Annotated in this window: 14 protein-coding genes; 9 read left to right on the top strand and 5 right to left on the bottom strand. The window is 43.7% G+C overall.

All coding sequences use genetic code 11. The features are described 5' to 3' along the window. Positions 1–5: 5 nt before the first annotated feature. From V7K40_RS09945 to V7K40_RS09935, 3 genes are all read left to right on the top strand, one after another. Positions 6–578, top strand: a complete 573-nt coding sequence (locus tag V7K40_RS09945; RefSeq protein ID WP_334959012.1) for a hypothetical protein — start codon at positions 6–8, stop codon at positions 576–578. Positions 579–929: 351 nt separating this feature from the next. Continuing rightward, positions 930–1,169 carry a hypothetical protein gene (locus V7K40_RS09940; RefSeq protein ID WP_334725213.1) on the top strand — a complete coding sequence of 80 codons (240 nt, stop codon included), beginning with the start codon at positions 930–932 and terminating at the stop codon, positions 1,167–1,169. Between the two features lie 63 nt (positions 1,170–1,232). Beyond that, the gene (locus tag V7K40_RS09935; protein ID WP_334959010.1) at positions 1,233–1,490 is read left to right on the top strand and encodes a hypothetical protein; all 258 of its coding nucleotides are present in this window, start codon (positions 1,233–1,235) and stop codon (positions 1,488–1,490) included. A 55-nt stretch (positions 1,491–1,545) separates the two neighbouring features. Here V7K40_RS09935 and plsY read toward each other — a convergent pair whose 3' ends face one another. Further along, entirely contained in the window at positions 1,546–2,223 is a 678-nt protein-coding gene (gene plsY, locus V7K40_RS09930) for a glycerol-3-phosphate 1-O-acyltransferase PlsY (RefSeq protein WP_334959007.1), read from the bottom strand. A gap of 77 nt (positions 2,224–2,300) precedes the next feature. Next, a complete protein-coding gene (locus tag V7K40_RS09925; protein WP_334959005.1) occupies positions 2,301–3,575 on the bottom strand; it encodes a DUF3086 domain-containing protein in 1,275 nt (424 codons plus the stop codon). 94 nt (positions 3,576–3,669) lie between these two features. Here V7K40_RS09925 and V7K40_RS09920 point away from each other — a divergent pair, with 94 nt between their 5' ends. Beyond that, a complete protein-coding gene (locus V7K40_RS09920) occupies positions 3,670–3,795 on the top strand; it encodes a hypothetical protein (RefSeq protein ID WP_334959003.1) in 126 nt (41 codons plus the stop codon). Between the two features lie 12 nt (positions 3,796–3,807). Here V7K40_RS09920 and V7K40_RS09915 read toward each other — a convergent pair whose 3' ends face one another. Together V7K40_RS09915 and V7K40_RS09910 are read right to left on the bottom strand one after the other, a co-directional pair. After that, entirely contained in the window at positions 3,808–4,224 is a 417-nt protein-coding gene (locus V7K40_RS09915; RefSeq protein WP_334959001.1) for a DUF3119 family protein, read from the bottom strand. Between the two features lie 121 nt (positions 4,225–4,345). Further along, positions 4,346–5,143, bottom strand: a complete 798-nt coding sequence (locus tag V7K40_RS09910) for an MlaE family lipid ABC transporter permease subunit (RefSeq protein WP_273766268.1) — start codon at positions 5,141–5,143, stop codon at positions 4,346–4,348. A gap of 417 nt (positions 5,144–5,560) precedes the next feature. Here V7K40_RS09910 and V7K40_RS09905 point away from each other — a divergent pair, with 417 nt between their 5' ends. From V7K40_RS09905 to V7K40_RS09890, 4 genes are all read left to right on the top strand, one after another. Continuing rightward, positions 5,561–5,857 (top strand): hypothetical protein, encoded by a 297-nt coding sequence (locus V7K40_RS09905; protein WP_334958998.1) that lies wholly within the window; start codon positions 5,561–5,563, stop codon positions 5,855–5,857. Between the two features lie 544 nt (positions 5,858–6,401). Then, a complete protein-coding gene (gene sppA, locus V7K40_RS09900; protein ID WP_334958996.1) occupies positions 6,402–7,223 on the top strand; it encodes a signal peptide peptidase SppA in 822 nt (273 codons plus the stop codon). 128 nt (positions 7,224–7,351) lie between these two features. Beyond that, positions 7,352–7,765: a chorismate mutase gene (aroH, locus tag V7K40_RS09895; protein WP_334958994.1), complete on the top strand. Its 414-nt coding sequence runs from the start codon at positions 7,352–7,354 to the stop codon at positions 7,763–7,765. Between the two features lie 71 nt (positions 7,766–7,836). Continuing rightward, positions 7,837–8,388: an opioid growth factor receptor-related protein gene (locus tag V7K40_RS09890; RefSeq protein WP_334958992.1), complete on the top strand. Its 552-nt coding sequence runs from the start codon at positions 7,837–7,839 to the stop codon at positions 8,386–8,388. A gap of 99 nt (positions 8,389–8,487) precedes the next feature. On the opposite strand, the gene crtR is transcribed toward V7K40_RS09890, so the two are convergent. Next, positions 8,488–9,387, bottom strand: a complete 900-nt coding sequence (gene crtR / locus V7K40_RS09885; protein WP_334958990.1) for a beta-carotene hydroxylase — start codon at positions 9,385–9,387, stop codon at positions 8,488–8,490. 370 nt (positions 9,388–9,757) lie between these two features. Between crtR and pyk the strand changes: the two genes are divergently transcribed. Further along, entirely contained in the window at positions 9,758–11,527 is a 1,770-nt protein-coding gene (gene pyk / locus V7K40_RS09880) for a pyruvate kinase (RefSeq protein ID WP_334958988.1), read from the top strand. Positions 11,528–11,549: the final 22 nt, after the last annotated feature.

Below are 11,549 nucleotides of genomic sequence, written 5' to 3'. Positions count from 1 at the left end.
CAATCATGAAAAATAATACTAACTTGTCAGGAAATACCTCAAATAATTATTATTTCCTACCTATAGCTTCCTTAATTTTCTCGGTTGCTATGTTCTTGTTAGTAGGTCGTGCTGTAGCTAATAATGCTGTTCTACGTTCCGTATTTTCTTGCCAAGCACAGGGTTTAGGGGGATTAATACCTACTATCAACGTTTGGTATCAACAAGGAACAAACTTAAGTTTTATTCCGGCTGGAGAAGTAATTAAAAAAGTTTGGTTAAACGATCCATCACAGGTAACTATGGATTTTGATGGGCCGGTATGTATGCAGTTTGGTCAAGATCCTAATACTAGCGGAGGAGATTGTAAAAACTCAACAGCGAATGTCATTCAACTCAGACGAATTAAAAAACTGGACATTCCTGGACTTCCTCCTACTAGCAATACACTTTTAACAGTTGTTACCGAAGCGCAAGGTAAAAATAAGTTGTATACTTTCCGAGTGATATATGGAAAAGATAACCCTGAATATCACACTTTAGCAATTTTTCCCGATCCTTCTGGTCAGGAAGGAGCTTGTGCGAGAGTTTCACAATAAACTTCTAGCAAAAGTACCAGACGACAACGACTGAAGTTTCCCTCTACAAAAAGGGCTGATGCTTACGTATATCTGCATTGTGGCTTTTCAAAAGCCTTGCTCTAATTCCCTCCTTAGAAAGGAGGGTTAGGGAGAATCTAAGTCTTTTAGCAGTTTTTTTCTTTATAAAGTAGGGTTTAAGATAGACAATAGACAGTGGTGTAGTTCAATCAATTAAAAAATGCTATAACTTAACCCTCTTAACTGATTCAGGCGTTTTCAGCCTACATCTTTATAAATCTTTAGATAAAAACTAACTACAAATTCTAAATCCGTGCAAATATAAAGAAAAGCTTAAGAGGTTACATACTCATGGTGACTGCTAAAATGATGCAACAGCTCTGGGCTGTAATCGAATCTACCCAGGTCAGCACCTTGCTCCAGTTTGACGATGCTGCTTTAGTACAATTGCTCCTCCAGCAGTTAAAAGTTAAACAGGGGATTGATGCCCAGGCAGATAGCACCCTCAATACTTATATAAAATCTAAACTGCCCCTGATTCGCGATACAGCGGAAGGTCGATTATCCTTCGGACAAGGCGGCAATGATTAGCACGAGAAATCAAATAATTGCTCACTGCCAAGCATACGCTCGTAGTTCAAACAGTGGAATATTATGAATCACTGGCTAGTAATTGCCCTGGTAGCTTATCTAATTGGAGCAGCGATTGAAGGGGTGAGTACAGCCAGTCAGTTATCTCATTCAGTGCCAGAACTAGCTAAAAGTACACAAGCTCATCCTTCAGATTCTGCCACTGGGCCTAGTTCGAGTTGGCGAGTTGTGGCCGCCATCGCCTCAGTAAGTATCTGTGGAGCTTTTTTATGGCCTTGCCGTCTTTTCCACCGTTTAATTAAAGGCAACGTTCATTCGTAAGCCTAGCCTGGCTGAAGCATGGGGGCAAAAAATATATCTATTTGCGGTTGGTTAATTATGCAGTTTGTTCTGGTGTCTCTACATTTTGCCCAATTTTTGGCTCCGTTCCCGCAAGCAGTCGTTCAATATTAGTGCGATGGCGCAAAATTACATATAATCCACCGGCAATCCCAAATAGAACATAGGGTAACGGTTGATGCAAAAGTATCATGAAAATGGAAACAGTGATCGCACCTGCAATTGAACTCAAAGAGACAAGCCGCGATATCGCCACAACGACAGCAAACACACCCGCTGTTGCTAAACCTACCTGCCAGCTCATTGCCAACAAAATTCCCAAGCTGATAGCAACAGATTTACCACCCGTAAAGCCCAAAAAAATCGATTTACTATGTCCCAGGATGGCAGCTAACCCAACTAAAGTTACCAACCAGGGTTGCCACACTTGTGCATCTACCGTTGAGGGGATAAAATTTTGACTAGGTGCAAAATTAAACAACCAATAAACCAGAGCGATCGCTAATACTCCCTTTAAGGAATCAAGTACTAAAACCAATGCTCCTGGCCCTTTCCCCAAGGTTCTTAGTACATTAGTTGCACCAGTGGAACCTGAACCAACTTCCCGAATATCAATACCTTTTAACTGCTTCACAGCAATGTACCCAGTGGGAAAAGAACCCAACAGGTAGGCTATGACCACAATTGCCCCACATCCGGTTAACCAAATAGCCATAATAAAATTTAAAATTCACTCATTCAAAATTCAAAAAAGTCCAGAGAAATAGCTTTTAACTCTGGACTATTGACTAATTAAAAGTCATCATCATAGTTTCTCACGGTTTTGGGGTCAGGGGCAAAGGCTAACCACAGAGGAAATTGCAGTAATGACAAACTGATTTGCTCCTCTGAATCGTCAATTATAATTAAGGGCAGTTGATTGGCCTTCGTCAATCGGTCTGCTTTCTGAGCTAGAGCATCAGACGCCTCAAATAATACCACACCTCGGTCTGGGCCAAAATCTGGACGACCGATTCCTAGACAGTCTTGCAAGCCGCGCCGCCATTCACCTAATCGCTCCGGTGTATTAGCTAAAACTAAAGTACGGACGCGATCGCCATACAGCTTGTGTAATATCGAAATTGCGGCTGAGGCAATTAGGATATTCTGTAAGCGGCTACCCATTGTCCGCAAACCACCCCGTCCTCCTTGGGTAAAAAACCAGTTGGAGACTCGTTCTGCGTGGATTGGTTCAAAGGTACGGCGTAGTTGCCATGCTGGCCCGTAGTAATCTGGTTTGTTGCGGTATTGGTCAATTAGGCGGCGAATTTGCTTTGTAGTATCTTGAAATTGCTGTTGGGCAAATTGGGGTGTTCCAGGTTGGGGTTCAACTGGTTTAGCCTCTTTTACAGATGGTTTTTCTCGTTCCACCACACTTGGTGTCAGTTGCAACTGTTCAGCGGCTGCGGCCAAATCCTGTAAGCTACCTGTGAGATAGTCTTTAAAACCTTGCACCCGAATTGCTAAGTCTTGGGATGCTCCGGCAAAAGTGGTTCGCATCTCGTTGCGGATACGTTCTTGACGGCGTTCTAGCTGTTCTACAGAAATTTGCAGCGCTTGTTTGCGTTGTTCTAATTGTACCAGTGACTCTTGCACGAGCCGTCCCAGTAAGGTTTCAGTTTCAGTCACTTGTGACTGAAGGTTTTTGTAAGAAGCTTGCAGCTTGGCTATTTCTTCCTTGAGGGCAGCTTCAGCGCTCTGCAACTCTGCCACTCGCTGCTCTGCCTCTGCATATAATGAATTATTTCCTGATCCGATTTTTGACCCCAGTCCGACATTTCCCGCTTCTAACTGCGCTACAAACTCGCCATTTGAATTTTCTGTTAGCTCTACTGTAGAATCTACCACTTCTGCATTGGAGATGAGTGGCTCAAAAGTTGCATAGTCTGGTGATGAGCTAATGGCTGCTGTTTCTACCACTAACTCAACAGATGGATTTACTGGATGTTCTACTGCATTGTTCTGTTCTTGTTTTTCTGCTAACCGCTCATCAATTGGTTCTGGGGTTTGAGATTCCTCTGGGTTCATAAACAATAGTGTAATTCCTATGACGCGAATAAATAGCTTTCAGAAATATTACAATTGACCTGCCATAAAAGTCCTGAGTCATGAGTGCTGAGTTATGAGTCTAGAGCAAAACGACTCAGCACAGATGGTACTCATACCAATTATTTGTGAAGTTGCACAAAATCAAGCTTGGTTAGACTTGGGGATTTTGCCCCAGAACTTGGGGCAACCTTATCGGTAATCAATGTCAGCACTAAATACGTGGACAACGTTGTTCTAAGCAATTTTTCAAGGTATTGGGGTCAAATAAAATCGGCAAAAAGTGAATGCTTTTAATTTCTTTAAAGTAAAACAGGATAGGGACTCTACTCCAAAATATCCGCCAGTTTTGCCATTCCTGGTAGGGAAAGCGCCGAATCAATTTTTCGCCTCTGTAAATATCTAAGTCGGTGGCGGTAAATTGTAAACGCAGCGTTAACGCCTGAAACATGAGAAACAAACCAAACAGTGTGAAAACGGAACCTACCAACGGTTGTACCAACAGTAGTGGAATGGCGGCAATCACTAACACTATAGGTATATTGTAACTAGGCTTAAGTTCCACAGTTGATGTGGAGTTAGGAGCAAATGAACTAGTCACAGTCTTAAATCCTGCTTTATTAATAGGCATCTCTCCTATTTTAAGAGTTAGGAGTAAGGAGTTTTAACTCATAACTCTTAACCGGAGGCGGAGCGTCTTTGGCTTTGCTCTTAACCGGAGGCGGAGCGTCTCCGGCTTTGACTCCTTACTTTTATTGGCCTTGCAAGAATGCACTGCCAGTCCCCTGAAACATTAACCAAGAAAGAAAGAAGTTGCTAACAAATATAATCAGTAAGGCAGTCACAACAGCAGTTGTGGTTGACTGTCCTACACCTTTGGCTCCTCCTGTTGTCGTCAACCCCCAACTGCAACCAATTACGGCGATTAAAATGCCAAAGCAACACGCCTTAATCATGGCGCTCAAAATATCCCAGATACCAAGAAAGTTACGGGCTGAGTCTAGAAATACCGTATCAGACAGGTTGTAGATATTTATCGCAATTATTAATCCCCCGAACATCCCTGTTACCAAAGACAAGAGGGTTAAAATTGGTAGCATTAAACAGCAAGCAAGGACGCGGGGGATAACCAGGTAATCGATTGGATCTGTTCTTAACATCAACATGGCATCGATTTGTTCTGTGACCCGCATGGTACCGATTTCGGCTGCAAAGGCAGAACCGACTCGCCCCGCCAAAACCACTGCTGTCAACACGGGAGCGAGTTCTCGTGTCAACGCGACAGAAAGCACTCCGCCGATAATGTTTCCTGCGCCAAAGTTGATAAATTCCCGCGCCACCTGAATTGTAAACACTGCGCCAACAAAAATAGCCGTTAATAGAGCAATAAATAGGGAATCTGGCCCAACTGCTGCCATTTGTTGCAAGGTGTTGCGCCGATGGATTTTGCCTTTCAATAGGTGAACTAGTACTTGCCCACCCAGAAAAATCGCTGCCAGCAGCCGCTGACTCCATTCTCCTAAACTGGATTTGGATGTAGTCTGGTTCAATGTTCTGTAGCTAACTCGGTAACTGCCTTAAGAATAGCGGAAGTCGTTGAAAATAGGGAATGGGGACTGGCGACTGGGCATTGGTTATTTCTCCCATCTCCCTGATCTCTCCATACCCCCAACGGGGCTGAATATTAACTTAGATTAAAGATGCTCTCAGAAAATGAAGCTGTTGTTAAACATACTGCAAACCAATAAATAGGTACTAGCCTTGGCTATAACCTTGATTTTACAAGGTTTTTGTAGATTTAAGTCATTTTTTATATCCCCAGCATGTGCTGTAACTGGTAGCCATTTCTTTTAATGAAAACTTAAGATTTTTGACAGATTGTCTGCTCTGAAGCGATCGCACGTATTGTAGAAAATGACAAACCGCTATCGAGCTATTGTCATCTCTACTCACGGAGTTTGTCCTAAATGACTATTTTCATTAACTTTCTCCGCTCTTTACTACTTACGATCATTTTTAGTTTTGTCGCTCCCATGTTAATCGTTGGCGGCGGATTGTTCCTTTTATCCCTCATCGGTCACTTCCCCGGTTTACAAGAGTTAACTGAGGCGATTGCTACTGAGATTATGCATTTTCTCGCCACCTTTGGCAGTGGAACTCCCCTCCGGGGATTATTTGTGATTAGCTTGACCTGGAGTTTCGTCGGGGCACTGTTTGATATGTACGCTTATTATCGGTGTCAAATTTTACGAATTGATTCATAAGTGGTGTAAATACCTTCGTCAGGTGCTTATAGGCTGTACAACAAAGGAAAAAGTGATATTTCCAAAAGTGAAACTACTACTGGTCTTAACCTAAATAGGGATTAATGTTGCTAAATGAATTTTTATTGATTAAATTGACTACCGAAATTATTGATTAAATACTTATTATTCATTAGTTATTAGTTATTAATTACTGACGACTAGTACAGGTGCGCGACGGTAGCCAAGTAATTATCAAGAGGTCAAAAAGATTAATTTTCAAGGGTTTTAGAATTTTGAATTCTACAAAACCGCTAAAAAAGTATGTGCTAAATCACCACGTTTGACGTTAAACTAGAGTTTGGCATTTTGTGTTAGCTAGAATCTTTAAAGACTTGATTAGTATTTATCGAGAATATCAAATAAAACCCACTGCAAAATATAAAAATTTCCTTAAAATCCTGATCAGCACAGTGCCTACTCATGTTTCTTAACAGAGCAAAGCAAGTCGTATGACCTCTGGGCATCTTATATTGAATTATATTACGAGGTATGTTGACAACTCATGATTTGGCCGTTTAAGCCTAAGTTTAGAAAACAAATTGCGCGGATTGAAATTACTGGTGCGATCGCCGGTACTACTCGCAAACGCGTCCTAGAAGCCCTGAAAACTATAGAAGAAAAAAAGTTTCCGGCATTATTGCTACGTATTGATAGTCCTGGCGGTACAGTCGGAGATTCCCAAGAAATCTACAGCGCCCTGAAGCGTTTGCGCGAAAAAATTAAAATCGTCGCTAGCTTTGGCAATATTTCGGCTTCTGGAGGAGTCTACATCGGCATGGGAGCGGAACACATCGTAGCTAACCCAGGTACGATTACAGGTAGTATCGGTGTGATTTTGCGTGGGAATAACTTGGAACGCTTGTTAGAAAAAATCGGTGTTTCCTTCCAGGTAATTAAGTCTGGCCCTTACAAAGACATTTTGGCTTTTGACCGGGAACTGACTCAACCAGAAGCAAACATCCTGCAAGAGTTGATTGACACAAGTTATCAGCAGTTTGTCCAAACCGTAGCTGATGGCCGTTCTTTAGCAGTAGAAACTGTGAAAAGTTTCGCCGATGGTCGAATTTTTACTGGACAGCAAGCCCTAGAGTTGGGTATTGTAGACCGCCTGGGTACAGAAGAAGATGCCCGTCGCTGGACAGCAGAACTGGTCGGTCTTGATCCGGAAAAAACTCTCTGCTATACCTTAGAAGAACGTAAACCTTTATTGAGTCGCCTTTTACCAGGGAGTCGTCAGGTTTCATCAGGAATTGGGGCTGGTATTGATTGGCTCGAATTTGAAATGTCTACCAGTGGTTTACCGTTGTGGTTATATCGACCCTAGTATGAGTTAGGAGCGGAGCAGGAGACGCTCCGCCTCCGGTTATGAGTGAGGAATTATGAGTTAAAAATCTTAACTTCTCATTCTTAACTCTTAACTCCTCACTTTTGTGTTTTAAGGAGGATTTTGGCGTGGACTGGCAAATGCGGGCTATTCGCGGAGCAACAACTGCTTCAGAAAATACTGTTGAGGCAATCCGAGAGGTGGTGACAGAACTACTAGATGAACTGGAAAACCGGAATCAATTCCAGCCGAGGGACATAATTAGTGTGACTTTCTCTGTGACACGTGATTTAGACGTAGTTTTTCCAGCTGCGATCGCCAGAGCGCGTCCTGGTTGGGATAATGTGGCCATGTTAGATGTGCAGCAAATGCACGTCGAAGGCAGCTTACAGCGCTGCATTCGGTTCCTAATCCACGCGTATCTGCCAGCCTCCGCCTCAATTCATCATATCTATTTACGCAACGCCGCTAGCTTGCGTCCCGACTGGAGTTTGCCCCAATCATTACAAGCATCACAGCAAGCTGTTAAGTCAAAAGTGTAAATTACTTAAGAAAATTCATGTAAAAAAAGCACGAAATAAACTATTGATGTTGATTTGTGAGGTAGTTTGAAATGAATCATCAAAAACAACTCACTGCAATACTTGTTCCATTCTACTTAGGGGAGCAACGAAATTCCGAAGGTCGGACAATTCAAGAAATGTGGACTTGGGATTTTAAAAAATTGGAGTGCGCCCATGATTACATTCAGTGGTTGTTCCCTTTGCCTGAGCGAAGTGCATTCAACCGTGATGCACCCATCGTTGATGAGGAAGTAATTCAAGCATTTCAAAGCAACCCACACCTACGTCAAAATTTGCTGCGCTCCTTCAGAGTCATGCTTCAGTTTTATGGGTTGCAACGCCATGAGAGTAATGATGGAAAAATAGTTGTCAGCCAGTCAGAAGACTATGCGAATCGGAAACTCAAGTGGGTCTGTATATTTGACCACAATTATCTTCGCATCACCCGGATCTTAAAGTGCTTAATGACATTTGGATTGGAGAATGAAGCCCAAGCGTTTTATGAATGCTTGCGGCAAATCTACCGTGAGGATAGTGATCAGATTGGAGGTAAAACATTTCAGTATTGGACAATTGCAGTTAAACCCAATGCGACAATGTAATAATCTCGTTGGCTGCCGATGGGATTGAGATGGTTAGTTGAAACTGACAGCCTGATCTGCTTTGAGGCTATCTGTAGGCGATCGCTTTATGCAACAACTCTATTCTTTGTGGTGATCAAACCGAATTCCTAAAAAAATGTCATAAACAAACTCAAAAAAGTCCTTTTTTTGTAACAATCCTGAAGTTTGATAACATCCTTTTTTATCTAAAAGTGGCCTCATCACATAGTATGCAGGCTGGTAATTATACCAAGGAATAGAAGGCCACAAATGATGAATTAAGTGGTAATTCTGTCCCATAATCAGAATATTCAGAATTGGGTTAGGATAAACACGAGCATTTTTCCAGCGATCGCGCTCCGCAAAAGGACGATGGGGCAAATAGTCAAAAAATAATCCCAGTGCTATCCCCACAACAAAAGCCGGTATAAACCAAAAATTGAGAATGTAACCCAAAAAGTGGTATTGCACTGATATATAAACAATTGTACCGACAATCAAGCGGCTGATAAACCATTCTAGTAGCTCATATTTACGCCACAGTCGCCGTTGAAAGAAAAACACCTCGTGGTACAAAAACCGCACCGCAATCAGCCACAGCGGCCCACCCGTAGAAACATAATGATCTGGGTCGTCCTTGGGATGGTTGACATGGCCATGATGCTGCAAATGTACCCGCGTAAACACTGGAAAAGCAAAAGCTAGCATCAACGCACTGCCATGCCCTAACATTGCATTCATTACCCGGTTGCGATGGGCAGATTGGTGACAAGCGTCGTGAATTACTGTCCCAGCACAATGCAAGGCAATAGTGTTAACACAAAAGCACAACCAGTGCGGCCATTCCCAAAGCCAGTAACCAAAGCTAGATAACACCAGCATTGCCACAGCTACGAAAAACAGCAGTAGCGTGCGATTGAAATCACCAGGAGGCGCTAAAAATTCCTTGGGTGGGATTGTCAGTGGCTTTTGTGCCTCCGATGCGATCTTCTCTAACATTGACTCCTTCTTAACCAAACATTACAAATATACGATAAAGATGAGGGAAGAATAAATTTTTGTAAAGTTTTGTATAGCAAGATTTATTTACAGCTTTGCATATCAGCAGATGAATAACGCTATGATTCCAGACAAAGTCTAGTCTTTTCTGACAAGTAGGGGATGAAAATTCGCAAGAAGTTAATCGGATAAACTCCTTTGTCGGGAGGATGGATACAAGATTGATGTACTATATCTAGTCTATCCCACAGCCCCCACTCTCCCATAAACCCTCTCGAACTGCTTATATTTATTGATATAGCAGTGACTGAAAAGGAGATGCCACTCAAGTTACGATGACTTCCCAGATAGCTCCCTAACTTCAGCCCCTATGCAATTAAGAGATTCTCTGCGCCGGACAAAAATTGTCGCTACTATTGGCCCCGCCACTAGCAGTTCTGAAATGCTCAAGGCAATTATTGAAGCGGGAGCCACGACGCTGCGGCTAAACTTCTCCCACGGAACTCATGCCGACCATCAGCGTAGTATTCGCTTAATTCGGCAAACCGCCTTTGAACTAAATCAGCCAGTGGCTATTCTCCAAGACTTGCAGGGTCCAAAAATTCGCTTGGGGAAGTTTGACAACGGATCTATAGTTGTGGCAAAAGGCGATCGCTTCACCTTGACAAATCGTCCGGTGGTCGGTACGCACGAAATTAGCTGCGTCACCTACGATTATTTAGCCGAAGAAGTCCCAGTTGGTGCAAAAATCCTCCTTGATGATGGACGAGTAGAAATGGTTGTGGAGGAGATTAACCGGGATAAAGGTGATTTACATTGTCGCATTACCGTGCCTGGTAAACTTTCTAACAATAAAGGCGTAAACTTTCCCGGCGTTTACCTGTCAATTAAAGCAATGACCGACAAAGACCGAGAGGATCTGATGTTTGGTCTAGATCAGGGTGTAGATTGGGTGGCACTTTCCTTTGTCCGCAATCCCCAGGACATGATCGAAATTAAAGAGCTAATTTCCAGTACAGGCAAGCAAGTGCCAGTGGTTGCCAAAATTGAAAAGCATGAAGCCATTGAACAAATGGAGGCGGTTCTGGCTTTGTGTGATGGCGTCATGGTTGCCAGAGGCGATTTGGGCGTGGAATTGCCAGCGGAAGATGTCCCTGTACTCCAAAAGCGGCTAATTGCTACAGCAAATCGCTTGGGGATTCCCATCATCACCGCCACCCAGATGTTAGACAGCATGGTGAGCAATCCCCGTCCCACTCGCGCGGAAGTGTCGGATGTGGCAAATGCGATTCTAGATGGCACAGATGCTGTAATGCTCTCCAACGAAACTGCTGTCGGCGACTATCCAGTAGAAGCCGTGGCGACGATGGCGCGGATTGCCGAGCGCATGGAGCAGGAACAAGCCCAACACTTAAACTTACGTTCTTTGAGAGATGCCCGACGCTCTATTCCCAACGCTATTAGTCAAGCTGTGGGTCAAATTGCCGAACAACTAGGTGCAGCGGCAATCATGACGCTAACGCAAACTGGGGCAACAGCTCGCAATGTCTCTAAGTTCCGCCCCCAGACACCGATTTTGGCGGTGACACCCCATGTGAATGTGGCGCGGCAGCTACAGATGGTGTGGGGAGTAAAACCGCTGTTGGTGCTAGGATTACCTTCCACTGGTCAGACATTTCAAGCTGCGATCAACGTGGCTCAGGAGCTTAAGTTACTGTCTGAGGGAGATTTAGTAGTAATGACCGCTGGCACACTTCAGGGAATTTCCGGCTCCACAGATTTGATTAAGGTTGAGGTGGTGACAGCAATACTAGGTCACGGAATTGGACTGGGACAAGGTTCAGTGAGTGGTCGTGCCCGGGTGGCTAATACTGGCATGGATGTTAGTAACTTTAATCCGGGAGACATATTAGTTGCACCCCGTACTAGTGCCGATTTTGTCGAGGCAATTCGGAAAGCTGCCGGGATTATTACCGAAGATGAAAGTCTCACAAGTCACGCAGCAGTCATTGGCTTGCGTCTCGGTGTGCCAGTGATTGTCGGCGTGAAGCAAGCAGCGCAGGTGATTCGGGATGGAGCGATTATAACGTTGGATCTGCAACGGGGTTTGATTTACTCTGGGGCAGTGAGAACGCCTTAGCACTGGGGACTGGGGACTGGGA

The organism is Nostoc sp., from assembly GCF_036917195.1.
Classification (GTDB): domain Bacteria; phylum Cyanobacteriota; class Cyanobacteriia; order Cyanobacteriales; family Nostocaceae; genus Nostoc.
The sequence above is the reverse complement of the archived record's forward strand: the minus strand, read 5'-3'. Positions and strand labels throughout refer to the sequence as shown.